Annotated in this window: 20 protein-coding genes and 1 riboswitch; of the genes, 13 read left to right on the top strand and 7 right to left on the bottom strand. The window is 38.6% G+C overall.

Going from position 1 to position 26,992, the window contains the following annotated elements:
- The first annotated feature begins 51 nt into the window (after positions 1–51).
- On the top strand, positions 52–1,500 hold the full coding sequence (locus SPK86_RS08465) for a glycoside hydrolase family 32 protein (protein ID WP_330949103.1): 1,449 nt from the start codon (positions 52–54) through the stop codon (positions 1,498–1,500).
- Between the two features lie 77 nt (positions 1,501–1,577).
- Here SPK86_RS08465 and fdhD read toward each other — a convergent pair whose 3' ends face one another.
- The gene (fdhD, locus tag SPK86_RS08470; protein WP_284140251.1) at positions 1,578–2,369 is read right to left on the bottom strand and encodes a formate dehydrogenase accessory sulfurtransferase FdhD; all 792 of its coding nucleotides are present in this window, start codon (positions 2,367–2,369) and stop codon (positions 1,578–1,580) included.
- A gap of 19 nt (positions 2,370–2,388) precedes the next feature.
- Positions 2,389–4,740: an FdhF/YdeP family oxidoreductase gene (locus SPK86_RS08475; RefSeq protein ID WP_330949104.1), complete on the bottom strand. Its 2,352-nt coding sequence runs from the start codon at positions 4,738–4,740 to the stop codon at positions 2,389–2,391.
- Positions 4,741–5,009: 269 nt separating this feature from the next.
- On the opposite strand from SPK86_RS08475, the gene SPK86_RS08480 reads away from it, so the two are divergent.
- A complete protein-coding gene (locus SPK86_RS08480; protein WP_330949105.1) occupies positions 5,010–5,585 on the top strand; it encodes a hypothetical protein in 576 nt (191 codons plus the stop codon).
- A gap of 243 nt (positions 5,586–5,828) precedes the next feature.
- On the opposite strand, the gene SPK86_RS08485 is transcribed toward SPK86_RS08480, so the two are convergent.
- Entirely contained in the window at positions 5,829–7,394 is a 1,566-nt protein-coding gene (locus SPK86_RS08485; RefSeq protein WP_330949106.1) for a BCCT family transporter, read from the bottom strand.
- A 422-nt stretch (positions 7,395–7,816) separates the two neighbouring features.
- Positions 7,817–9,202 carry an NADP-specific glutamate dehydrogenase gene (gene gdhA / locus SPK86_RS08490; RefSeq protein WP_330949107.1) on the bottom strand — a complete coding sequence of 462 codons (1,386 nt, stop codon included), beginning with the start codon at positions 9,200–9,202 and terminating at the stop codon, positions 7,817–7,819.
- A 304-nt stretch (positions 9,203–9,506) separates the two neighbouring features.
- Here gdhA and SPK86_RS08495 point away from each other — a divergent pair, with 304 nt between their 5' ends.
- From SPK86_RS08495 to SPK86_RS08530, 8 genes are all read left to right on the top strand, one after another.
- On the top strand, positions 9,507–10,412 hold the full coding sequence (locus SPK86_RS08495; RefSeq protein ID WP_330949108.1) for a LysR family transcriptional regulator: 906 nt from the start codon (positions 9,507–9,509) through the stop codon (positions 10,410–10,412).
- 110 nt (positions 10,413–10,522) lie between these two features.
- A riboswitch (cobalamin riboswitch) is annotated at positions 10,523–10,719 on the top strand.
- A 166-nt stretch (positions 10,720–10,885) separates the two neighbouring features.
- Positions 10,886–13,123, top strand: coding sequence for a ribonucleoside-diphosphate reductase subunit alpha (locus SPK86_RS08500; RefSeq protein WP_330949109.1), 2,238 nt, complete (start codon positions 10,886–10,888; stop codon positions 13,121–13,123).
- A gap of 167 nt (positions 13,124–13,290) precedes the next feature.
- Entirely contained in the window at positions 13,291–13,725 is a 435-nt protein-coding gene (locus SPK86_RS08505; protein ID WP_284140244.1) for a flavodoxin, read from the top strand.
- A complete protein-coding gene (locus SPK86_RS08510) occupies positions 13,706–14,749 on the top strand; it encodes a ribonucleotide-diphosphate reductase subunit beta (protein ID WP_330949110.1) in 1,044 nt (347 codons plus the stop codon). Before SPK86_RS08505 ends, SPK86_RS08510 begins: the two co-directional genes overlap by 20 nt.
- A gap of 464 nt (positions 14,750–15,213) precedes the next feature.
- Positions 15,214–16,275: a Fe(3+) ABC transporter substrate-binding protein gene (locus SPK86_RS08515; RefSeq protein WP_284140242.1), complete on the top strand. Its 1,062-nt coding sequence runs from the start codon at positions 15,214–15,216 to the stop codon at positions 16,273–16,275.
- A gap of 361 nt (positions 16,276–16,636) precedes the next feature.
- Entirely contained in the window at positions 16,637–18,217 is a 1,581-nt protein-coding gene (locus SPK86_RS08520) for an ABC transporter permease (RefSeq protein WP_443089769.1), read from the top strand.
- Between the two features lie 4 nt (positions 18,218–18,221).
- A complete protein-coding gene (locus SPK86_RS08525; RefSeq protein WP_330949112.1) occupies positions 18,222–18,959 on the top strand; it encodes an ABC transporter ATP-binding protein in 738 nt (245 codons plus the stop codon).
- A gap of 681 nt (positions 18,960–19,640) precedes the next feature.
- Positions 19,641–20,681 carry a MerR family transcriptional regulator gene (locus tag SPK86_RS08530; RefSeq protein WP_330949113.1) on the top strand — a complete coding sequence of 347 codons (1,041 nt, stop codon included), beginning with the start codon at positions 19,641–19,643 and terminating at the stop codon, positions 20,679–20,681.
- 78 nt (positions 20,682–20,759) lie between these two features.
- Here SPK86_RS08530 and SPK86_RS08535 read toward each other — a convergent pair whose 3' ends face one another.
- Complete coding sequence (locus tag SPK86_RS08535; protein WP_330949114.1) at positions 20,760–21,845, bottom strand: N-acetylmuramoyl-L-alanine amidase; 1,086 nt, start codon at positions 21,843–21,845, stop codon at positions 20,760–20,762.
- 191 nt (positions 21,846–22,036) lie between these two features.
- Between SPK86_RS08535 and eutH the strand changes: the two genes are divergently transcribed.
- A complete protein-coding gene (gene eutH / locus SPK86_RS08540) occupies positions 22,037–23,119 on the top strand; it encodes an ethanolamine utilization protein EutH (protein ID WP_284140237.1) in 1,083 nt (360 codons plus the stop codon).
- A gap of 70 nt (positions 23,120–23,189) precedes the next feature.
- On the opposite strand, the gene SPK86_RS08545 is transcribed toward eutH, so the two are convergent.
- Entirely contained in the window at positions 23,190–24,434 is a 1,245-nt protein-coding gene (locus tag SPK86_RS08545) for an ABC transporter permease (RefSeq protein ID WP_284140236.1), read from the bottom strand.
- Positions 24,427–25,353, bottom strand: coding sequence for an ABC transporter ATP-binding protein (locus SPK86_RS08550; protein WP_284140235.1), 927 nt, complete (start codon positions 25,351–25,353; stop codon positions 24,427–24,429). The genes SPK86_RS08545 and SPK86_RS08550 overlap by 8 nt, the downstream gene beginning before the upstream one ends.
- Positions 25,354–25,698: 345 nt before the next feature.
- Between SPK86_RS08550 and SPK86_RS08555 the strand changes: the two genes are divergently transcribed.
- On the top strand, positions 25,699–26,205 hold the full coding sequence (locus SPK86_RS08555; protein WP_284140234.1) for a DoxX family protein: 507 nt from the start codon (positions 25,699–25,701) through the stop codon (positions 26,203–26,205).
- 162 nt (positions 26,206–26,367) lie between these two features.
- Complete coding sequence (locus SPK86_RS08560; protein ID WP_284140233.1) at positions 26,368–26,985, top strand: superoxide dismutase family protein; 618 nt, start codon at positions 26,368–26,370, stop codon at positions 26,983–26,985.
- Positions 26,986–26,992: the final 7 nt, after the last annotated feature.

The raw sequence follows: 26,992 nt of genomic DNA on the forward strand, positions 1-26,992 counted from the left end.
ACAGGTGGAAATAATATAGTGTCTAAACATAATATACAAGGAGTATCTACGATGAATAAGAAGCAGGTAATCGAAAGCGTACATCAACGTATAAAGCAATTTGAACTACTCGTGCATCAAGATCCGTTTCGATTAGCATACCACCTTATGCCTCCGGTTGGATTGTTGAATGATCCCAATGGATTTATTCAATTTAATGGACGTTACCATCTGTTTTATCAGTGGAATCCGTTCGCTACTTCACATGGGGCAAAATTTTGGGGACATTACAGCTCCTCTAATCTCGTAGAATGGGTGGAAGAAGAAATCGCACTTACTCCTACGGATGCCTATGATAGAAATGGCTGTTATTCAGGAAGTGCTATTGAACATAATGAAAAGCTATATTTGTTTTACACAGGAAATGTGAAAAGGGAAAGCACGCGAGAAACTTATCAATGCCTAGCCATTTCTTCGGACGGCATTCAATTTGAAAAGAAAGGCCCCATTCTTCACTTACCTGAAGGTTTTACGCCGCATTTTCGTGATCCAAAGGTTTGGAAGCAAGGAAATACATGGTTCATGGTAATTGGCGCACAGGATATAATGGAGCAGGGGTGTGTTGTTCTTTTTTCCTCGCGAGATTTATACAACTGGAACAACGAAGGGGTTATAGCTGGATCTAATCGACAAGGACTTGGTGATCATGGCTATATGTGGGAATGCCCAGATCTATTTTCTGTCGATGGGCAGGATGTGCTTCTCGTTTCTCCACAAGGAATGGAAGCGCAGGGATTTCAATTTAATAATCTATATCAGTCAGGCTATTTTATTGGAAAGTTAGATTTGGAAACAAAACTATTTCAGCATGGTAGTTTTCAAGAACTGGATCGTGGGTTTGATTTTTATGCACCACAAACAACAGAAGACAGTCGAGGTCGTAGGCTATTGTTTGCTTGGATGGGAATTACCGATTCGAATGAAGCCTTGCACCCGACAATTGCAAATGGCTGGGTTCATGCGATGACTTTGCCACGCGAATTAATCGTAAAGGATAATAAATTATTGCAGCAACCGGTTTCGGAGCTAACCTTACTTCGAAAAAACGGAGAATCTTATCGTGAGACGGTAGTAGAGGATGAAACAATACAATTATCAGGTGTACAAGGGGCTGTGCTGGAACTGGAATTAAATCAGTTTCAATTTGATACGAAAACAAGCTTTACCATTGAATTTCGCAAGTATGCGAGACTAACCTTTAATGCAGTCCGCCAAGAAATGATATTAGAACGAAAAAGATTAACTGGTGATGGAATGGAAAAAAGGGGAACCTCTTTAATTAGCTTAACATCGTTACACATTTTCCTTGATCGTTCGTCAATTGAAATCTTCGTCAATGATGGAGAAGAAACCTTTACTGCGCGGATTTTTCCTGATCCAAATGAAGAACGAATCGAATTTGCAAGTAGGGGGAAGGTTCGCTTTGACTTAAATTATTGGGAGCTTAGCTCGTTCGGCTAAGCTCTTTTCGTTGGTCAAGCGAACAGAATGGGGTGTTGGGCAAAATGAGCGAGCGGCTTCACTTGATAGGTGAGCAGCTATTGCTCGTTTTCTTTTATACGCCAAGCGTTTGTGTATACATTCATTTTTTTTCCTCGTATAAAGCCAATAACAGTAATTCCTAAATCATTTGCAAGCTGTAAAGCTAAATCCGTAGGTGCTGATTTTGAAAGTAGAATGCCAATTCCAATTTTAGATATTTTTAAGAGCACTTCAGAGGAAACGCGCCCGCTAAATGCAATAACTTTATCGTGAAGTGGAATCTGTTTTATTAAGATATCTCCGTATAATTTATCAAGTGCATTATGGCGGCCAATATCGGTTCGAATTGCTAGCACTTGTTCTACATTGCATAGTGCAGCATTGTGTACCCCGCCTGTTATGTGAAAGGAATTGGACTGTAGTTGAAGCTGTCCCATTAGGTTATAGCATTGTGTAGCTGTTAGTGAAATTTTATTTCTAATGGTTTTAGCAGTTTTTACATCACTTTTAAAATAAAATTGTCGACTTTTTCCACAGCAAGATCCGATAAAACGCTTAGAATGATCCTGTTGCTTTATTGGCTTGTTTATTTCTACATAAGCAAAGCCTTGTGTTTCATCAATATCTAGTGATAGCAATTCATCATAGTGGCGAATGATTCCCTCCGATGCTAAAAATCCAACAATTAGTTCTTTCAAATGAGAAGGAGAACATACCATTGTTGCAAATTCCTCCCCATTTACGATTACGGTTAGAGGAAACTCAGTGGCAACGACTTCTTGCTTCTGCGAACGTACGTCGCCATGAAATTGAGAAACCTCCCAGCTTATCTTCTTCGTGTTGCTCATCCAATATCACCTACTTGGTTTACGTCATCTCCGTTTCTAATTCTTCCATTCGTTTTTCTGCATACTTCGTATCTTTATGAGCAAAGTATGTTTCCGCTTTTTCGACGATAACGGAAGTATTATACTCAGGAATCCCTGCTTCGGCCTCATATACGCCTTTAGGAATAAGCACATTTCCTTCTGGCCAATGCACCTCTATATTTCCATTCTTCAAGGGTACAAACTTGGCACGTCCTGTGAAGGAACCGAATTGATTAAAGGCTACAATTGCATCGCCCTCTGAAATCCCATGAGATTCGCCGTCTTCGTGATTCATAAGAATATCATAGCGATCTGCATCATTAAATGGATCGGTATCACTATATATCATCGAATTAAATTGCTTCCCCCGACGTGTCGTTACATAAAAGTGGCCTTCTGGTTTACGGAGCTCCGGCAGCTCGATTGCGATAAGGTTCCCTTTTCCATCCTTTGTTGGACATATACCTCCTTCACAAAGCCAAGCGCCACCCCATTGAAATACATCACCTTTCTTTTTTAGGTGTTGAATGCCATCATAATTAGGAGCGGCTTGCGCAATTTCTTCCCGTATTTCTGTTGCATTAGAAAAGTTGATTAATTCCGTTTTCTCCGGTATTACTCGCTTCGCTAAATCAACATAAATCTCCCATTCTGCTCTTGCCTCTTCAATGCGTGGTCCTTTAATCTCTGGCGAATAGTAGACCATCCGCTCTGTGGAAGTAGACGTTCCACCACCAGGCTGTTCATACCGAGTCATTGCTGGAAGTACAACAACCGCTTCTTTCGCATCGACTAGTGTGGAACTATTTAAGATAATATCTTGATGTACTCGAACTTCTATGTTTTTTAGGCATTGCTGGACAAAATCAGGATCAGGCATCGTTTCGAGAAAATTTCCACCTGACATATAATAAAGCTTTAGCTTTCGTTCATGCTCCTCTGGTAATAATGCATTTTCAAGTGAGACCCCAACAATGTCTCCTTGCCATTCAGGAATTGGAAAGCCCCATATGTTTTCTACACGTGTTCGATTTTCTTCATTCATATTTCCACCAGGTAATACAAATGGATCTGCACCCATTTCTCCTGATCCTTGTACACCAGAATGACCACGAATCGGCATTACTCCACAATGCTCCCGTCCGATAAAGCCACGAAGCAATGCTAAATTAGCTACTTGTGAGACATTATCGGTTCCGAATCGATGTTGGGTTAGCCCCATCGACCACACAAATACTGCAGATGTTGATCTTGCTAGAAGAACCGCGAGCTCCTTTATTCGTTCCTTCGATATCCCTGCGGATGCTTCAAGCTGCTTCCAATCAAAATGTTGGACGAACGCTCGGAGCTGTTCATACCCGTTGACATGTTCTTTTACAAACGAATGATCAATTGCTGAACCATGCTCCTCTTCTTCCATTGCAAACCAATGCTTCATTATTCCATGCATGAAGGCGATATCTCCACCGATATTTACTTGAAACACATCATCTGCAATTTTTGTGCCGAATAAAGCCGATTCCGTAATCGAAGGTATCCAATATTGATCCATAGCAGGTTCATGGTAGGGATTAATGATAATAATCTTGGTTCCTTTTCGTTTCGCTGCATACATATATTTAGTTGATACAGGTTGATTATTTGCTGCTACAGAACCCCAAAAAACGAGCACATCAGTACCTATCCAATCCTTATAATTGCAGCTAGACGCACCAATCCCTAATGAGCGACTTAAAGCTGTTTTTGAAGGTGAATGGCAAATGCGGGAGGCGTTGTCAATGTTGTTTGTTCCTAGAAATCGTGCCACTTTGGCGGCGGTATAATAAGATTCATTTGTAATTCCTCGTGATGTTAAATAAAAGGCGGCCTGCTTCGGTTGAATTGCTTTATACTTATTCGCAATCAATGTCATTGCATCCTCCCAGGAAAGACGTGAAAACCTTCTTTCTCCAGGCTTGCGAATGAGTGGATATGGGATACGACCAAGTTCGCGAAGCTCTGTGCTGCTTCGTTCTTTTAATTCATCAATATCGGCATGGAGAATCTCCTTGTTAATTGATTTCATCGTATTTAGCCGTAATATATTTAATCGAGTCGTGCATAAATGTGGACCAGTGAGTGTTTGATCTTTTAAGCCAGAAACTCCAAGAGCACAGCCATCACAGACACCTTGTGTTAAAATGCGTGTAGCGTACGGTAAATTATCTTTGTTTTCCCAGACGACTTTCATCGTATCACGAAGATGGTGTGGTTTTATTTTGCCGAGTCCAAAAGGTATACTACTAACCCATAAGCTTGGATCAGGCTTTTTTGAAAGCTTAATTGGTCCTGTATGCTTTGTGTTTCCCATGCTTTCCCCTCCACTTCCCCTTGTTTCATATTTCGGAATTTTTATTATAATTAATTTCAAGTCTGATACTATCATGAAAGCGCATCCATTTCAATTAGTTAAAAGGATGAAAGATAGTTGGAATGGAAGCTGAATCGTGCAATTGATTGTGTTATTTGTTGTTAGCTCCAAATAATAACTTTGTTTGGTCGGGGAAACGGAAAGAACGCTTTATAGAAGGAGAAAATAGGTCGATATAAAGTTATGACATCGGAGATTGAGGTGGCGAAGTGAAGCATTTAACATTGTTAATTATCATCTTTATACTTGTTGCGTGCAGTAACGACCAACAGCATTCAGTAAATGAAGAAAAGACTGTGAATAATAATCGAGACACCGAAACACATTCTATAACATCTTCTTTGGGTGGAGAACTGGGATTAGAAGGTATTCGGTTAGGGAGCTCGATACATGATGTTGAGGAGACGATTGGCCAGGAATTACATATGGATGAAATGGCTACGGATAAACATCCAGACCGTTTTCAAGTTATTGCTACCTCAGAATTTGTTTTGGCGATTGAAAAAAGCAAATTAATAGGCTTTATGACAGAAGCAGAAGATGCGCATACAACAGCTGGAATCGTTATGAATGACTCTGTTGATAAGCTAGTAAATAGCTACCCAAATTATACAATCTACCACGCGATGCAAACATATTATATGTTTGATGAAAATTACTTTTTACTATTTGATGCAGAAGATATGGTAATTAAACGAATCGGCTTATTTGCTCGAGACGCTTATTTAGATGCCGTACAAATGAAGCTAGAGGATCTAATAGCAGAGTCTGAAATATTCCATTAGTTCAAAACAAAATTGTAATGGTTTGATACAACTCACCATAAATATGTAATCAAATTATCCTCTGTTTAGGTATCTGGAACGAATGGGGCCTGAATTCGTTTCCGCGGAAAGCAGCCTCTGTAGTGTAAGTCAACAAAGGTGCTACCTCAAAGAGTGATAAAAAGACCTTATAAAAAGTCAGGCCGTCCATCAAAAGATGAACGATCTGACTTTTTTACATTTACTAGAATGCCTCAGCCCTTATTACTTTGTTTTGCGATTAATATAGATGGTTGGTGGATCATAATCTCGTGCCGCTCGTAAATCGTGATTAGAGGCCTTTAAAAAGGACCAAGCAAGTAAAAACATAATAAATATAACTGGAAACCCAGCAACAATACTTGCTGTTCGTAACGTTTCTAAATCGCCTACAAACATCAGTACGAGTGGTAATAAACATAATGTAAACGCCCAAAATAAACGATTCCAACGTAATGGTTCTGTTTGCACCTGTTTTTGAACGACAGAAGCGAGAATGTAAGACGACGAATCAAAGGTTGTTGCTAAGAAAATAATTGCGAGAACCGTAAATACACCGACGATGATATTGGACATTGGTAGCTGATGTAAAATAGCAATTATCGCTGCAGGTGCTCCATTAGCGTTCATAAAACTAATAACATCAAAGCTTCCTGTTAGCTGTAAATATAGACCGAAATTACCAAGAATACCAAAGAAAAGTAAGCAGCCTAACGTTCCGTATATCATTGTCCCTAATATCATTTCTTTTATTGTTCTACCACGAGAGATTCGCGCTACGAAAAGTCCAACAAATGGTGCATAAACAACCCACCAAGCCCAATAGAAGATGGTCCATGATTCGGGAAATTCGGTTTCGGTAAAACCAGCTAAATTTCCAAATGGTTCGAGCCATGTTGCCATATGGAAGAAATTATCCGCAATAAGCCCGATGCTTGTAAAAGTTGTTTCACTAATGAAAAGTGTTGGACCAAATATAAATATAAATAGTAATATAAAGATAGCTAACCAAAGGTTTACATCACTTAAGATTTTAATTCCTTTTCGTAATCCGGAATATGCACTTACAGCAAAAATGATCGTACATAAAAGCATAATTACCGCTTTCATCCCAAGTGTTATCGGGATACCTGTTAAATCATGGATACCTTCAGCAATCATAGGGGTTCCAAGGGCAAGTGTTGTTCCAGCGCCCCCCATAAGACCAAACATAAATAACACATCAATCACGACACCGAGCGGGGTATCCACGAGCTTACCAAGCACAGGTCTTACAGCTTCACTAATTTTTAATACAGGCTTTTTTCGAACATAGTAAAAATATGCGATCGGAAGAGCTGGCAATGTATAAATTGCCCATGCAATAGGACCCCAATGAAAAATCCCATATGTGGATGCCCACGAAATGGCTTCCTTTGAGCCAGCTTCAATCCCGAATGGGGGTGTTTGATAATAATACGCCCACTCGATCATTCCCCAATAAAGAATACTAGAGCCGATTCCTGCTGCAAAGAGCATGGCTGCCCATGAAAAAGTCCCAAACTCTTTACGGTCCTCACGTTTACCTAACTTTATATGGCCGTTTTTACTAAAGGCAACAAAGATAAGAAAGGCAAATGCAGCTAATCCGACAAGTAAATAAAGTATGCCGAAATTTCCTGTCATAAATGCGTTTGCCATATCTACAATTTTCTTGCCAGCGGTTGGATAAACAACTAATGGGATGGAAACGCCTAAAATAAGGATTAAAGCTCCAATAAAAGTAGGCCAATCAATTAACTTTGCTTTCATAACGATAATCTCCTTCGTGTTGTCTTTTTTAAATGTAGCATATTTGTTGTTCATACAATATGCGATAGAATGGTGTTGGTTTAAATGAATGTGTACAAATGGAGTTAATGTATGTAATCCAAGGAAGCGGAATGCAGAAGAGCATCACAATGCATATTTCAAGGGATGTATGATGCGAGCGTATATGTTCAAAAATAATGAATCTAAAAACCCAAAAAAACTCCATTTTAATTTACCCACTTATTACAAATGTGAAACATGTTCCGCTGAAAATGAAAAAAAGAGTAACATTTTAATCGCTATGTTACCCCTGTAAATAATATAGATGATTTTCAGACTATATTAAAAGATGCTAGCGATTCCACATTAAAACAAGCTTATCACAAAAGCGATAAGCTTGTTAAATGGACATAAAGAGTAAATTATATTACACCTAGATCAATCATCGCATCAGCTACTTTAATAAAACCGGCAATATTTGCCCCGACGATTAAATTTCCAGGTTGGTTGTATTCCTTTGCGGCTTCTTTACAATTTTGATAAATATCGGTCATAATTTCTTGGAGCTTCGTATCGACCTTTTCAAAAGACCAAGCCATTCGTGAACTGTTTTGTCCCATTTCTAAAGAAGAAACAGCTACACCCCCAGCATTTACAGCTTTGGCAGGACCGAACAAGACGTTGCTTTCTAGAAATATCCCAATTGCTTCAGGTGTGGATGGCATGTTCGCCCCTTCGGCAACCACTTTTACTCCGTTATTTACTAGTGTCTGTGCTGCAGCTGCGTCGATTTCATTTTGTGTAGCACAAGGAAGTGCAATATCACAGGCTATCGACCATATACCAGTACAGCCTTCTTGATAATGGGCATTTGGATGAAATTCTACATAATCATGAATTCTTCTTTTTTCGACTTCTTTTAACTGTTTGACCGTTTCCAAGGAGATTCCACTTTCATCATAAATATACCCGTCTGAATCACTGCATGCAATGACTTTGGCGCCTAATTCTATTGCCTTTTCCATTGCATAAATTGAGACATTTCCAGATCCTGAAATAACAACCTTTTTTCCAGCTATGTCAAAGCCATGATCCTTAAGCATTTCCTGAACAAAATAGATCGTTCCGTATCCTGTTGCTTCTTTACGGGCAAGACTCCCTCCATAGCTTAGGCCTTTTCCTGTTAGAACGCCAGCTTCAAAGGTGTTCCGCATTTTCTTGTATTGCCCGAATAAATATCCAATTTCCTTTGCCCCAACCCCGATGTCTCCAGCGGGAACGTCAATATCCTTGCCGATATGCTGCGCTAGTTCTGACATGAAGCTTTGACAAAAACGCATGATTTCACGGTCGGATTTTCCTTTAGGATCAAAATCACTACCGCCTTTACCACCACCAATTGGTTGACCAGTAAGTGCATTTTTAAAAATTTGTTGAAAGCCAAGAAACTTTACGATGCTTGTATTAACAGATGGGTGAAAACGGAGTCCGCCTTTGTATGGTCCAATGGCGCTATTAAATTGAACGCGAAAGCCTCGATTCACTTGAACGGTGCCATTGTCATCCATCCATGGCACGCGGAATGTAATTAAGCGTTCTGGTTCAACGATACGTTCCAAAATATTGTGGTTTCTATATGCGGGATTTTTCACTAGAGCTGGTTTAATAGAACGGAAGATTGTGCTTACAGCTTGGTGAAATTCTTTTTCATGTGGATCTCGTTTCACGATCGTTTCAAAAACCTCATCCATATATGCTTGGACAAGCTCTTCTTCCTTTGAAATGGTATCTTTTACGTATGCTTCCATACATTCATTCCCTCCTAAAAATAAATGAAATCGGCAAGTGTGCCGACTTTTTGTTTTAATCCGTATTCATAATGATACCCAATGCAAGAACCGTATAAAATCGCATCCGATCTCTAATACGTACCACCTGTTTGATTCAACGTCCGATAACGTTCTATAAGAATATACGATGTTACTATTCATTGTAACGGTTGAAAATGATCGAAGCAATATTAATTATAGATATAATTAATGCCGATATGAGATAATGAAAAGGAAAAGTCGGAATATAGTAACGAAGAAAAGTTTGGTAAGGAGGGACGTTATGGAGCTAAGGCAAATTAAGTATTTTATAGAAGTAGCAAAGCGAGAGCATGTTACAGAAGCAGCAAATGCGTTGCATGTTGCGCAATCTGCTGTCAGTAGACAAATTTTTAATTTAGAGGCGGAACTTGGAGTAGAGTTGTTTATTCGTGAAGGGCGCAATGTAAGATTAACGCCAATGGGACGGATTTTTTTAGATCATATGGAACAGGCTATGAATGTCATTAACAATGCCTTACAAGTTGTGGAGGAATATATGGAGCCAGAACGTGGAACGATTCACATTGGTTATACAAGTAGTATGGCTTCTTATCTGTTGCCAACAGCGATATCAGCATTTCGTGTGCAATATCCAAATGTAAAATTTGAGCTAAATCAAGGAGCATATCATGAATTAATTGATTGGGTTCATCGCGGAAACATTAACCTTGCGTTATTGGCACCATTACCAAAGGAAACGAAAGGCATGGAAGGAAGCGTTCTGTTTCATGAACGTATTGTTGCTTTATTGCCCCGAAACCATTCGCTTGCAACCGCATCCTCAATTAAATTAAATCAGCTTCGAACGGATGCGTTTATCTTTTTTCCGGAGGGCTTTATGCTTCGTGATATCACGTTAAAAGCATGCCAGCAGCATGGGTTTCAACCGGATATTGCCTTTGAAGGAGCGGATATGGATGCAGTGAAAGGAATGGTGTCGGCTGGTTTAGGAGTAGCGTTAGTGCCTGAAATAACATTGGTAGATAATATTCCTCGCTCAGCAGTAAAGGTTCCTATCGTAGATCCGAGTATTATGCGAACAGTTGGGGTTCTCGTTTCTGAGGAACGAAAATTACTGCCGACAGAAAAATTATTTCATACGTTTTTGCATCATTTTTTTAGAAGGCTAGAGCAATATCAAAAATAAAAATCGATTCTTTTATAAAAAATGAAATGATACGCTATTGCTTTTAAGAATGTTCTATGATAGTCTTTAAATACAATATATTGTTATTTTTAATAATTTAAACACTATATATAGTGTTTTTGAGTTACGGTGACAAGAAATTGTCTTAAAAGGGAATTCGGTTTAAATCCGAAGCTGCCCCCGCAACTGTAAGTGTGGACGAACGGGATATCCACTGTGTCGAAGTGCTTGATAGGCAGCGATATGGGAAGGACACCTAGTAGAAGGAAGCACAAGTCAGGAGACCTGCCATAATTCATTAGTTTCATTTCTTCGGGGTGATAGAATGGTGAAACGGTAGGAGTGCATAGGCTATTTCTGTCGTTTAATCCGTTCACACTGAAGGTGGGCGGTTTTTTTATTTGGGAATCCGTTTCTAGTAAAACGTGTTTATTAAGCTATATACATATTGTTTTTAAACAGGAGGAATTGCCATGACAACAGAAGCTCTGCAAAATCATCAAGAGCAAATGATTCACGTGATCGATGAAGCAAATAAGGGGTTACAGCTTGATACAGAAATGTATAAAGCAAAGGCGGTAAAAGCCATCTCTCCAGAATCTTCTATGGAGAAGACAATGGATGTTCTTGTAAAGAATGCACTAGAAAACATCGATGAAGCCAGTCCGGATTGGACTTTTTTAGCTGCGCGCATTTATTTGCAAGATTTATATCGACGTGCAGCGCGCAATCGAGGAGAAGCTGTATCTAATCAATATGGCAGTTTTTATAAACTAATAAATCGATTAATAGAGGAAGGAATCTATTCGCCACACCTCCTCGAACAATATACGCAGCGTGAGATCGAGCACTTTGCAAAACATATCGATCCGAAGCGAGATTTACTGTTTACATACCTTGGGATTCATACATTGGCAACCCGCTATTTAGCAACAGACCATGAAAAGAATCCATTTGAATTACCACAGGAGCGTTGGATGATTATTGCCATGCACCTCATGCAGGATGAGCCAGAGGAAAATAGATCAGAGCTCGTACTGGAAGCGTACTGGGCATTAAGTAACTTATATATGACCGTTGCTACCCCAACTTTAAACAATGCTGGAAAAACGCATGGACAGCTTTCTAGTTGTTTTATAGATACCGTTGATGATAGCTTGCAATCTATTTACGATAGTAATTCAGATATCGCCAAGCTTTCTAAAAATGGTGGAGGAATTGGTGTGTATATGGGGAAAATCCGTGGGCGAGGAAGCGCTATTAAAGGCTTTAAAGGAATGTCGAGTGGCGTTGTTCCGTGGATTAAGCAATTAAATAATACTGCAGTAAGTGTAGATCAGCTCGGTACACGTAAAGGTGCCATTGCGATTTACTTGGATGTGTGGCATACAGACATTGAATCGTTCCTTGATTTAAAGCTAAATAATGGTGACGATCGTATGCGTGCACATGATATTTTTACAGGTGTTTGTTTGCCGGATTATTTTATGGAACAAGTGGACAAGCGTGGTGATTGGTATTTGTTTGACCCGCATGAAGTAAGACAGGTCATGGGATTTTCTTTAGAAGACTTTTACGATGAGCAAAAAGGATCTGGTTCTTGGCGGAGCAAATACGAGGCTTGCATAGCTAATGAAACGTTATCTCGAAAGCAAGTTCCGGCAATTACGATTATGAAACGTATCCTAAAATCGCAATTAGAGTCAGGAACACCGTTTATGTTTTACCGTGATGAAGTAAATCGGCAAAATAGTAACGCCCATGCCGGTATGATTTATTGCTCGAATCTTTGTACAGAAATTACCCAAAATCAGTCTCCAACACAATTTATTGAAGAATTTATCGAACAGGATCAAACAATTGTTAAAAAATATCACGCAGGAGATTTCGTTGTTTGTAATCTAAGCTCGATTAATTTGGGTAGAGCAGTACCAGATGATGCATTAGAGCGCTTGATTTCCATACAGGTTCGTATGCTAGACAATGTAATTGATATTAATACGTTACCGATTTTACAAACACAGATGACAAATAAAAAATATCGTGCGATTGGCTTAGGGACATTTGGCTGGCATCACCTGCTTGCTTTAAAGGGAATACATTGGGAAAGTGAAGAAGCGGTAGCCTTTGCAGATGACTTATATGAACGAATTGCTTATTACACAATTAAAACAAGTCTTCAGTTAAGCAAGGAGAAGGGAAGCTATCCTGCTTTTGAAGGTAGCCAGTGGAGCAATGGAGCGTACTTTGAAACGAAGGGCTATCAGGATGAAAAATGGACTGCTCTAAAAGAAGAAATTAAGAGGCACGGAATTCGAAATGCGTATTTGATGGCTGTGGCACCTAATTCGTCAACATCCATTATTGCGGGGTCGACTGCCAGCATTGATCCGATTTTTAAACCTTTTTACCATGAAGAAAAGAAGGATTTTAAAATCCCGACGACAGCACCAGATTTAAGCCATCATACGTATGATGTTTATCGCCGGAGTGCTTATATTGTTGATCAGCGTTGGTCGGTAAAGCAAAATGCCGCTAGACAAAAGCATATCGATCAGAGTATTTCTTTTAATTTCTATGTGCCATATAACATCCGTGCTTCTGTACTTCTTGAGTTACATCTACAAGCATGGAAAGAAGGCTTAAAAACAACATACTATGTACGTTCAACAGCTAACGATGTGGAAGAATGTGAATGGTGTGAGAGCTAATTAGATTGTAACTTGTAAGTGATGGTTTTCTAATAAAAAGACCAGCGGTGACAGCATCCGCCTGTAGGGAAAGGTATTGGATTTATAACCCTTTGTATGCTTGAATAGGGTTCAGAATAATTAGGCTCAAAATCGATGCCTGGATTATTATATGAGGAGGGCTCACGTTGAGAGCGTTGGTAGCTTATTTATCATACAGCGGAAATACAGAAGAAGTAGCAGATTTCATTGCGAATAGGCTAACAATGGATGGGCTAGCAGTATCGATGCATCGAATTGGCATCGATCCTCCTGTCTTTCCTTCTGATTATGATTTCATTTTTATCGGTACATTTACGTGGGATCAAGGCAGTACGCCTGATGAAGTAAAGGACTTTGTAGCAGAAATTGGCTACAAGCCAGAAAATGTAGCTGTATTTGGAACAGGAGATACACAGTTTGGTGGAGATGACCTATTTTGTCTAGCAGTGGACAAGCTAGTGCGCTTTTATGAAAGTAAGTGGCCAGGATTAAAAATTGAACAATCTCCACGAGGAAATCAGGAATTGAAAATTGTTAATTGGTTGGAAGGGGTTCTTGAAAATGCCAAAGCTTTTGCTTGATCGTGCAAAAACATTAGAGCCGCGTAACCCGAATAAATCAACAGGTTTATTTGGCGGAGAATCGAGCGGGATTTTAAATTGGAATGATATTGCATATCCACATTGGTATAAAATGTACAAACGACTCGTAGGTAATTATTGGCAGGCTGACGAGGTGAATATGTCGAGCGACGTCAAGCAATTTTCTGCTTTATCAGCGGAAGAACGTGACGCATATTTGAAAATAATCGGGCTTTTGTCTACATTAGATGCACCGCAAACAAGAACAGCGTTGCTGCTATCCTTGTATGCAACAGATCCATCCGTGCAATCTATTATGGCGGTAATTGCTCAGCAAGAGGCCGTGCATAACGAAAGCTATTCTTATGTGCTTTCCTCTGTTGTATCATTGGACGAGCAAAATGAATCGTTTCAGCTTGGCAGAAAGGATCCAGTATTGCTGAAGCGAAACGAGCATTTAATGGCACAATATAACGCTTTTGTTGAAGAGCCTTCATTGGAAAATATATTGAAAACTTTAGTTTATACTGCCTTGTTAGAAGGAATGTTTTTTTACTCTGGTTTTGCCTTTTTCTATAATTTAGCTCGTAACAATAAAATGGTTGGTACGTCTACGATGATTAGTTATATTAACCGAGATGAATTAGAGCATGGTCGTTTTATCGCGGAACTGTTTCGTGCGACATTGGCAGAGCATCCAGACCACAATACGCCTGAATTTGTTAACTGGGTATACGACCATTTTCAACAATCTGTTGAACTTGAAATTGAGTGGTCTTCATATGTGTTAGCAGATGTAGATGGAATCGACCTAGACGAGATGGCAGGCTATATTAAATATCGGGCAAATAAAATGCTTCGTATAATGGGATTAGATGAAGTGTATTCAGAACATGTCGACAATCCAATGAAGTGGATTCGAGCATATGTTGATAATTTTGATGGAACGAAGACAGATTTCTTTGAACAGAAATCGAGACAATATACGAAAACAAGTGATTTAAACGGCTTTGATGATCTATAAAAAGATGGAACGCGAATGGTAATTAGTTCCGATATTGTGGAGAAATCTAAAATAAAAGTTGAAATATCATAAGAAAACACAGACTATTTATGGTCCAAATAACACTACGCATCCATCGGCTAAAGGCTACTTATCACCGATACTTACGAGAAAAAGGATGCGCAACAAATGAATGCAACGGAAGAAGTGAAAGTTTAGTTACCTTTCATTTCTTTTTTTCTGCAATGATTTTTTGCAGCTCACGCTCATCGTACATTATTTATTACCTCTTAAAAAACCGACCTTTAAAAAATATTCTTCCCCTTAGAGGAAGTTCAGGACTACTAGTTCCGATGACGCATGGCTCATACTTGTTTTACATATTTTATTAAAAAACGCTTGACTTGAGAATCGTTATCAATAATAATATGAGTTGTAATGATAATCGTTCTCAATAAAATCAATATAAAAAGGGGTTACATAACATGCGTAAAACGATTTTTTTCTTCAGTTTCATTTTCTTAATCGTCTTGTTATCCGCTTGTGGCAACCAAGAAGACACTAGTGATGATAGTAAAAACAAGAATGATGCTAGCAGTGAAGAAGTAAACCTTTACACAAGTCGGCATTATGATATTGACGATGAGCTTTATAACCAATTTGAAGAGAAAACAGGCATCAAAGTGAATGTTATTGAAGGAAGTGCAGATGAGTTAATCGAACGGATGAAGCGTGAAGGTGATCAAACAGCTGATTTATTCTACACAGCTGATGCGGGACGTCTCCATCGTGCAAAAGAGCAAGGCTTATTACAGAGTGTGGAAAACGATGTATTAAACAAAAATATTCCAGAAAATTTACGTGATGCGGATAACGAATGGTTTGGCTTAACGAAACGGGCCCGTGTTATCGTCTATCATAAAGACCGTGTGGACCTAAATGAATTATCTACTTACGAAGACTTAACTGATCCAAAGTGGGAAGGTCGTATTCTGATTCGGTCATCAGAAAACATCTATAACCAATCTCTTTTAGCTTCCTTTATCGATTTAAACGGCCGCGATGAAGCAAAAACGTGGGCAGAAGCGATTGTAGCAAATATGGCGCGTGACCCACAAGGTGGCGATCGAGACCAAGCGAAAGGCGTTGCCGCTGGCGAAGGAGATATTGCCGTTATGAACACTTATTACCTTGGTGGAATGTTAAATTCAGCAGATGAGGCAGAAGTGAATGTGGCAAAGCAGTTAGAGGTTTTCTTTCCTAATCAAGATACAACTGGAACCCACGTAAATGTTAGTGGTATTGGCATTACCAAGCAAGCGCGAAACAAAGAAAACGCAGTGAAGCTAATTGAATTTTTATCATCAGAAGACGTACAAGCACAATTTGCCAGTGCTAACTATGAATATCCAGTCAACCCGAATGTTGAACCTGACGAAACGCTTAAACAATGGGGCGACTTTAAAGAACAGGATATTAACCTATCTATTTTAGGTGAAAACAATACAGAAGCTGTAAAAATCTTTAACGAGGTTGGTTGGAAATAAGAAAATTTTGAAATTCATAAAACAAAACATCCATGTGAAATCGCATGAAGTCCAGTTTAAACACTTGATTTCATGCGGTTTGTTCATTTCAGTAGAAGTTCATGCCATAAAAAGAGCAGATTTATTTAAAAAAGTAGCGTACTAATATATGAAGCTCTCATGTAAAAAGCTTGCATTGTATAAGTATTTTCACACATAATTGGAAGTGGTTTTGTCAGCTTCTATTTTTGACTATATTTAAACATTTGAAAGAAGTAAATCATTCGATACAGATGTTTTGCTAAGGAAACAGTGTCAAGATCTGAAAGGCGTGAAACAGTTGAACTGGATTAGAAACATGAAAAGTAGCATAAACGGATGGATGATATTTAGCTTCGTATTTATTATCCTCATCATACTACCTAACATATCCATCATATTACAATTTTTCCATGAGTCAAATGACAATTGGGCCCACATAAAAGAGTATATGCTCAACACCTATATCATGAATTCATCGCTGCTTGTTTTAGTTGTCGGTTTATTGACGGCGATCATTGGCTCTAGCTTAGCGTGGCTAATTTCCGCCTATGATTTTCCGTTACGTGGTTTTTTTCAGTGGGGGATGATTTTACCGCTCGCTATCCCTCCCTATATTGGCGCTTATACGTATCATGGTATTTTAAATTACACAGGCGTCATTCAAACCACCTTAAGAAACCAGTTTGACGTCACGGTCAATCAACAATTCTTTAATATCATGAATATGCCAGGCGCAATTTTTATATTTGTTATATGCCTATACCCGTATGTTTTTACGATCACGAAAGCTTTTTTGGCTAGACAATCTACTTCTTTAATTGAAAATGCACGCTTATTAGGAAGTGGATCTTGGCGCATTTATTTTAAAATTGTTCTCCCAATTGCCAGAGCATCCATTGTGGCGGGGGTAAGTTTGGTCATTTTAGAAGTCCTCAATGATTATGGTGTGGTGAAATATTTTGGTATCCAAACATTTACGACGGCGATTTTTCAGACGTGGTTTGGATTCGGGGATCTCAACTCTGCAATCAAATTATCGGGTTCCCTTATGTTTATCATTTTAGGGCTTCTCCTACTCGAGCGACTATTACGAGGACGAAAACGATTCAGTTTTACGACGACAAAAGTAAAATTATTACAGCCGATTGCGTTAAAAGGACGCAAAAAATGGCTCGCGTTTGGTTACTGTATGTTTATCTTTGCCATTGCTTTTATTATCCCTTTCATCCAATTAATGGCTTGGGCTGTTTTAACGTATGATCAACTGTTTTCTCAAGAATTTTTGACGATCATCCGAAATACCGTTTTTGTTGCTTTTGTAGCGGCGACAGTTATTACCATTATGGCTGTTGTGATTAGTAACTTTTCACGGCTCCATCGCGGCTTAATGGCAAAGCTCTTTCCTAAAGTAACGATTTTAGGTTATTCTATACCTGGAGCAGTTATTGCAGTGGGCATCGTAACCCTTGTAACGGGTATTGATGCAAAAATTTACCAATGGGGCTGGGTATCCTCTTACATCTTAAGCACAAGTATCTTTATGCTCGTTTTTGCCTATATCATACGATATTTAGCCGTTGCATACAATTCCGTTGATGCTGGTTTTGAACGAATTGGCACAAAATTCACAGAAGCTTCACGCATGCTCGGCAACAATGTGACACAGTCATTTTTTAAAGTTGATATCAAAATGATTCGAGGCGCCATTTTTAGCGGTTTCATTCTGGCGTTTATCGATATACTAAAAGAACTACCATTAACATTAATTTTAAGGCCATTTAATTTTGAAACGCTAGCAACCAACGCCTTTACTTATGCAACAAATGAGATGATTCACGAAGCTGCCATTCCATCGATTTTAATTATTATCATAAGTGCTGTTTCGATTTACGTTTTCCATTATGTCTTAGAAAGGGTGTAAGCTGATGTTTATTCAAATTCGCGATTTACATTTCAAATATCCAAACGCAAATGATTTCACGATCGATGCGTTCAACTTAACCATTAATAAAGGTGACATAACCACGATATTGGGTGAATCAGGTAGTGGTAAAAGTTCGTTACTACGATTGATTGCAGGTCTAGAAATACCAACAAAAGGAACGTTTATGGTTGGCGATGACTGTATGTGCAGTCCATCGAAATTTGTGCAACCTGAAAAACGAGATATTGGAATGGTCTTTCAAGATTACGCGCTATTTCCTCATATGACAGTGGAAGAAAATATAATGTTTGGCTTGGTCAAATGGTCACGGAAAGAGAAAAAAGAACGATTGAAAGACGTACTTGAACTCATTGATCTTAATGGCTATGAAAAACGTTATCCTTATGAGTTAAGTGGTGGTCAGCAGCAACGAGTCGCTTTAGCACGTGCCCTGGCTCCAAATCCGAAATTATTACTTTTTGACGAACCATTTAGTAACCTTGATGCCGACTTACAAATTAGAATTAGAGAAGAATTACGCACGATTTTAAAAACAACTGGTGTCACGTCGATATTTGTCACCCATGATCAAGAAGATGCCCAAGCGATTGCTGATCGCATTGTTATTTTAAGAAAAGGAAAAATTACCGCGACGGGCACACCTGATGAAATCTTTAATACCGACTGCGACATCACCAAACGCCTCCCCATCAAACCGAGAGTGCTGTCTAGGCTATAAAATGGGTCTGTCCCCCGACCCTAAAGTGTTAAAAAAGAAGTGAATGGTGGCTATATAACCGGCTGAAAATAAAAAACAGAGGCCATTCTAATTAAACAAGGATGACCTCTATGTATAGCTATTCAAAACCTTTACTCCGTTTTCTTATTATATTTTTGAGTGGTTTATTTGTATTTTCGCTCAATCCTTATAGCGGTTTAGTCTATTAATCTTTCATCTTGCAGCAAGTGTTGTTTATTTTCATTTGTAAGTTTTTATTAACTCCTGCCTTCAGACTGCTCCTTTGCATTTCCTTGCAAACCATCCAACAAAGGTATGGTGCACAAAAGCAAAACAAATATCTGATAATAAAACCTTCGAGAATTTTTTGTGTTGTTTGTTGGCAACCCTATTAGTTAAATCCTCCTGCTTGTTTAAGAACATTTATTATATCCCAAAATTACAATTTCCTACCTGATACCAAACAATCAACCTTATAAAAGCAAAGGTCTAAATTTACAAAAATAGAATTGAAGAGGCAGCATGACAATAACTTGATTCACTAGCTTGCAGTATGTTTTCTTCCAATAACGGATAGACATAAATAAATATACGTTTATTTGGAAACGAGTCCTTGTTTAAAATTACACTTTACATTCTACTTACGTTAAGGTTTAGACTGAGTGGGAGGAGGGATTCACCATGCAAATAAAAGAAGTTGCAAAAGAATTGAACATTTCAGCAAGAACCATTCGTTTTTATGAAAAACAAGGGTTGATACAGCCGGCGAAAAAACCAGAAAATGATTACCGAGTTTTCTCAGAAGAGGATGTACTCCAGCTAACTACAATTACGGCACTGCGAGAGGTTGGGATGCCTATAAAACAAATTAAAGTAATATTAGAAAAGCCGGAGATGACGCTGCAAGAGCATTTGGAAATCCAGCGCACGGCATTACTTGAAAAGTGGGTAGAGATGAAAGATATGCTAGAAACGTTAGATGAAATGATTACTCGAACGAGTTCAACCGAATTTTCTTATCAAGCGCTTTATCCATTGGCAGCTCACTTGAAAAAAATAAAAGAAATTCGCTATCAGTGGACAGATCGGTGGAATTTTGATGGGCAAGCGCATAAGTATGATCAACGTATTAAAACAGAAGGGCACGTATTTAATGTGCATGAAGGCTATGAAGCAGCTTTAGCCATGGTAGAAAACATCGTTCAAAAGGGGCGGGAGGCAACCTGTTTGGATATTGGTATCGGTACAGGCAATCTTGGTTCCCGATTTTTATCGTATGATATGAAGGTAATCGGTGTAGATCAATCAGAGAAAATGCTCGAAAAATGTAAAGAAAAGCATCCAGAAATAGAATGTCGCAAAGGACATTTTCTTATGCTTCCTATTATAGATAATCAGATTGATGTCATTGTAACGAGCTATGCGCTCCACCATCTCCCGGACGAAGAAAAGCTACTTGCTCTTGAAGAAATGACACGTGTATTAAAACCTTTTGGACAAATTTGCATTGCTGATTTAATGTTTGTAGATGAGGTACATCGCCATAAAGTATTAGAAGGCTATCGAGAAAGGGGCAATACGGTAGCGGTTGAATCGATTGAGGATGAATATTATGCGAATCAAGCCTTGCTTGTTAGCTGGTTTGAGCATCATGGCTTTCTCGTAGAAACATACCAATTCAACGATATTTTAAGTATGATTTATGCCAAGTGTAAAAAATGAAGCATATTTACAAAAATAAAAACAAGCTGTCTAAACAGATCTGGAACGCGTTTGTTTAGACAGCTTAAAGTTACACCATTACTCATTTTGAAAATATTGATTTAACCCTTCTGCAATTGCTTTTGCTATTTGATCTTGATATGAAGCAGTTTGAATTGCTTCAAGGTCATTCTGATTTGTCATAAATCCGAGTTCAAGAAGTACGGCAGGTATAGTGCTATCTCGTAATACGAGATAGTCAGATTGCCTTACATTGCGATTATTTCTATCTGTATTTTTAATCACAGCGCTGTGAATCATTTTGGCAAATTTATAGTCTCGCTGTGCATGATAATAGTGTGTGCTAATTCCACCGACGTTATTTTTAGGAAAGGCATCAAAATGGATACTTATAAATGCATCCGCATTACTTGCATTGCTTTTTTGTACACGTTCCTCTAGTGAAATAAAAGAATCAGTGGAACGGGTTAGCATTACCGAAGCGCCTTCTTTCTTTAAGTGATCGGCGACTTTTTGTGCTGCTTGTAAGGTTAAATCTTTTTCAAATACACGATTGCTAACAGCACCAGCATCCTTTCCACCATGTCCAGCATCTAGGACAATTTCAAATCCAGCTAATCTATTACCAGATATGGTGATGGCATTTTCAGAGATTTTCACCTTTCTTGATTCCATTGTCTTTTCAATATTTTTGGGTATTCGAACGAAAGGCTCATCAGGTAAAAAGGGCGTATCAATGACAGTGTCCGCTGTTTCTTCTTTTTCAGAAGAAGGCTTATCTTTTTGCGGTGTGGATAAGCTTCCGTTTTGTTTCGAATCTTTATTGGGACTGCTTTCGTTCTCTTTCATATCCTTTTGATCTTCTTCCTTGTCTTCCTGGGTAATAACAGTAAGATAATCCTTTGCTACCCACACAGGCTTGCCTTGGAAAAACGTTTTTACCCAGCCTTGCTGCTCTTCAAATACAGTTAATCTACTACCATCAAGTAATTGGCCAACGATTGTTGCTCCATTAGAAGGTTCTATTCGCATGTTAAGCTGTCCTGTATTCACCTCATATAGCTGACCATCTGCTGCATGAGCTGTTGATATAGGCAGAAATAAAAAGAACAAAAACAACAGGAGGCTAACAATCGTTATCGGTCGGTTAAACAATTTTTTCATGAGTTATCTCCTATCCTTCCTATTAAATTTGTAAACTAGTAAACTAGCATGTCCAGAAAAAGAAGGAGATATACATGCATTCAAAAAATAGAAAGCTAGAAATCTGTGATAGAAGTCCATTGAAAAAGTCACCTAAAAAATAGGCCACATATGGTATGATAAGTTTAAAAATCTAGAAACGGAGTAGTAATATGGGAATTAACGACATCATTGTTTATATCGTAGTAATATTTCTTTGCTTAGGGGCAATCGATAAAATAATCGGAAATAAGTTTGGGTTAGGGGAGCGGTTTATCGAGGGTTTCCAAGCAATGGGGCCGCTCATGGTAGCAATGGTTGGTATTATTTCGTTAGCTCCTGTGCTCGCTTCGATTTTAACGCCGATGATTACTCCGTTTTATCGTATGATTGGTGCGGATCCAGCTGCTTTTGCAAACACGATTTTGGCAATTGATATGGGCGGATATGCATTAGCGAAGGAAATGGCATTAAGCCATGATTCAGAGGTGTTCTCATGGGTTTTTCTCGGAACAATGATGGGACCAACCATTGTGTTTACCATTCCAGTCGCACTAGGAATTATTCGTAAAGAGGATCATCCATACTTTGCAAAAGGCATTCTTATTGGGTTGATTACTGTACCAATTGGAAGCTTAATAGGTGGTCTAGTTGGACAGCTTAGTCTGGAAATGATTTTGAAAAATCTTGCGCCAACGATTTTGTTTTCGTTGTTGATTGCACTTGGGCTATGGAAAAAGCCTCAACGAATGATTACAGGCTTTTCTCTTTTTGGGAGACTTGTTGAGATTGTAGCCATTATTGGATTAACCGCAATTATTGTAGAAACGTTAACAGGCTATGTGCTTATTCCAAATATGGCGCCATTAAGCGAAGGTGTGCTTATCGTCGGTCAAATTGCTGTATTTCTTGCAGGGGCGTTTCCGATGGTTGCGTTTATTCAGAAGGGAATGCAAAAAGCCCTCGCAAAAATCGGTGCGCTTTTAAGAATTGATGATACGTCGACAACTGGTCTTGTCGCATCACTTGCGCATAATATTCCAATGCTCGCAATTTTAAAGGATATGGAGCCACGTGGAAAAGTAATTAATGTTGCTTTTGCTGTAAGCGGTGCATTTGTATTTGGTAGTCATCTCGGATTTGTCGCGGGAATAGAGAAGGAAATGGTGTTTGCAATGATTGTGGGGAAGCTAACGGCAGGTGTTAGTGCTGTTGTATTAGCAATGCAAATAATGAAGAAAGATAAGAACATATAAGAGAGATTCATCGTAATATCATCATAAGTATAAAAGCACCTTCACTTTTAAGTGAGGTGCTTTTGTACGCTTACGCTCGTAGCCATTTCAACATTTCCTTTGGAGACGCATTTTTACCATACATTAAAATACCAACTTTGAATATTTTTCCTGCTAGTTTCATAAATATCCAAATACTTACCAATAAAATCACTAGTGAAATACCGATTTGCATCCATGGCCATACATCTAGTACGGTTAAGCGAAGTAGTAGAACACCAGGTGCAGTAAACGGGATATAGGTACCAACCTGAGCGACGATTCCACTTGGATCACTTAGCACAGGTCCTATAAATACAAATGGTAGGAATGGCAACATCATAACAAATCCTTGGAATTGACCAGCAGAGCTCATATCTGCCATTGTCGCTCCTATTCCAACGAAAATAGAAGAGAAAAGTAAATATCCAAGCACCGCAATGGAAACGAGAAGTAATGTTTCTGGAACGAATAAATACTCGAATACAGGTATTTCAAGTTTAATAATCGCAAATGGTAGCGCAAAACCTAGAAATACAACGGCCTGCACAATGCCTAATACAAAGTAGCCAATGATTTTCCCTTGCATTAATTCACCAGGTGTCACCGAGGAAAGAATAATTTCGGCGATCTTATCCTTTTTTTCCTGTGAGGCACTTTGAAAAATATACATGCCAGCAAAGACGATTGATAATAAAATGATTCCAGCAAATAAGCCAGGGACGAATTGTTCTAATGGATCTTCGCCTAAAGAACCACTTTCAGCCGTCTCGCCATTTCCATCTGTTTCCGTTGTTGCGATAGTTTCGTCAAAAACGATCCCCGTCGTAACAGCAGCAAGCTGTTCATCACTAAGTCCAAGCTTTTTCATCTGTAATGCTTTAACGGGTGCTTCTAATACTTGTACTTGATTCATAAAAAAAGGACTCATTTCCTCGCTTGCATAAACAGGAATTACTCCCTCTGAATATGCACGATCATCGAAATAAAGATAAGCGGTATTTTCTGATTCTATTAGCTCTTTTTGAATGTCTTTCTCTGCAATATCGGTGGCTTGAATCTTCCAATCAAATTCATGCTGCCGAGCAGTCGCCTCAATTGCTTCATAAACCCCTAATTCATCATGGACATAAACATGTGTAGTTACAGCTGATTCACCAGAGTCATCACCAAATAGGCTACCAATAAGCATAAATCCAAAAAATAGAATTGGTGTTAAAAATAAACCAATTAAAAATGATTTATTTTTTAAATTGCGCTTTATTTCCCACTTTGCTACCTTCATTGCATTATGCATGTATTTCACCTGCTTCCTGTAGTAAATTTTTATCTGTAGCAATATCAATGAAAATTTCGTGTAAAGATATACGATCGATACGTAGTTCTTGGATTGTTAAATGATCAGGTAAACTTTTTAACCATGTTGCTGGATGTGTGTTTTTAGATAAATGTAAAATGGTTGCATCTTCTTTCTGATCAATTCGGCGCACCTCAGGTATTTGTTCAAAGGCAGAAAGCTCATTTTTCCCACGAATAGTGCATTTAAAGCTGGCATATTCTGTTTTCACATCATCTAATGTTCCGTAGATAACTTTTTGTCCGCGTTGAATCATAAATAATCGGTCACACATTTCTTCTACCAGATTCATTTGGTGCGAGGATAATAAAATCGCTGTTCCTTGATCTGCAAGGGAACGGATTTCTTCCTTGAATAGGTCTTGACTTACTGGGTCGAGTCCGGAAAATGGTTCATCTAAAATAAGCAGCTCTGGTTCATGGAGGATAGAAGAAATAAATTGAACCTTTTGGCTCATTCCTTTTGAAAGCTCTTCAACATTTACATTTTCCTTTCCTTCTAAGTCGAATTTCTTTAAGTAAGCTAATGCACGTTCCTTTGCTTTATGTAGTGGATAATTTTTTAGCTCAGCAAGATAAAGCAGGATATCCATTACTTTCACATTTTTGTATAGACCACGTTCCTCTGGTAAATAGCCAATCTTATGTCGTGGGATGTCTGCGTGGTTTTGAAATGAAATTGTTCCAGCATCAGGGTACATGATTCCCATAATATTACGAATGGTCGTAGATTTACCAGCTCCGTTTGGCCCAAGAATCGCCATGATTTCTCCTTTATGTACATCAAAGGATACTCTTTTTAGTACTTGTTTGTCTTTAAAGGACTTCTCTAAATCCTTTACAGATAGCATCGTTTCCATGTAATCGTCCTTTCTATCTTTAGTTGTCATGCACCTAAGGAATGCACGTGTAAACTTTCTCTCCTATTAGTTCATTAAAATGTAATACGAATAAGTATTAAAAAGGTTTCTCTTTTTTTATTCCGTTTATAATTGGAGGTAGCCATGTATGGTTTGATGATTAATCCCTATTTACGTTGTGTGTATAGCCTTTGTTCACAATCCCGACACAACTTTGTTTCTATATTGTGAAATGATTCACAAACTTAATGTGAATTGTATAGCGAGATGTTATTATAATATTGTAATAAAGATACAAATTAATTTAAAGTATGTGAAAACAATAACAAAGAGGAGATGAGGAAGATGATTGTAAATTTCATTCGTAACAATAAGGTGTTCGCTGGTGTATTAGCAATTATACGTGTTTATATCGGGTATGCGTGGTTAACAGCTGGATTAGGTAAAGTTACAAATGGCTTTGATGCAAGTGGATTCTTACAAGGGGCGATTGCCAGCGCGGGAGGAGAACATCCAGCGGTTCAAGGCTGGTGGGCAGCATTTTTAGAGCATGTCGCACTTCCAAACGCAGGATTATTTAGTTTTCTAGTTGCTTGGGGAGAGGTTCTTGTAGGAATTGCACTTATTCTCGGTATCTTTACAAACTTTGCAGCTCTAATGGGAATTACGATGAACTTTGCATTCTTGTTCAGTGGTACAGTAAGTACGAACGCACAAATGGTTCTCTTAACGATATTCTTACTTGTAGCAGGATATAATGCAGGTAGATATGGTTTAGATAGATGGGTGCTTCCTTTTATAAAAGCTTATAACCCAGATAAGAAGCAGAAGAAAGATGTAATACCGGCATAACAAATCACTAAAACGGTCTTATACCGGAAGTCAGCCTCCAAACGGGGACAATGTTTGGAGGCATTTTTATATGGATTAAAAGAACAGCCACTAATTAAAATGGAATGTTTATTCCTCGTCTAATTTGTGAATAATTGTAATAACATGTCGAGGAGGGATGTTATGAAAATAAAGCTGTGGAGTATTGTCGTATTGTTCAGCATGGTTTTGATTCTGGCAGCGTGTGGTAACGCAGATAATGATCAAAATGAGCAAGAAAATACGGATCAAGAAAAAACAGAACAGGGAATGGAAGCTTCTGTACAGCCTAGTTCAGAAGGTGTGCAAGCAGAGGCGATTCTCATTAATGGTGAAGGAGAAGAAATTGGCAAAGCGATGTTAGAACAAACAAAAGAAGGCGTTAACATTACACTTCAGGCATCAAAGTTAACCCCTGGCGTTCATGGTTTTCATATCCATGAAAAAGGAATTTGTAATCCACCAGATTTTAAGACGGCAGGTGGACACTTTAATCCAACAAATGCAAAGCATGGATTTAATGTGGAAGGCGGACCACATGCAGGCGATCTTCCGAATATAGAAGTGAAAGAGGATGGAACCGTTGAAGTAGAGGTTACAGCAAAGATGGTAACCCTTGAAAAAGGAAAAGAAAATTCACTATTAAAAGAAGGTGGAACAGCACTAGTCATTCATTCTGGGGCGGACGACTATGAATCTCAGCCTGCAGGAGATGCGGGTGAACGTGTTGCATGTGGAGTCATTAAAGGCAAGGGTGAGTAAGCCACTT

The organism is Virgibacillus sp. MG-45 (assembly GCF_036409425.1).
GTDB lineage: Bacteria > Bacillota > Bacilli > Bacillales > Amphibacillaceae > LDC-1.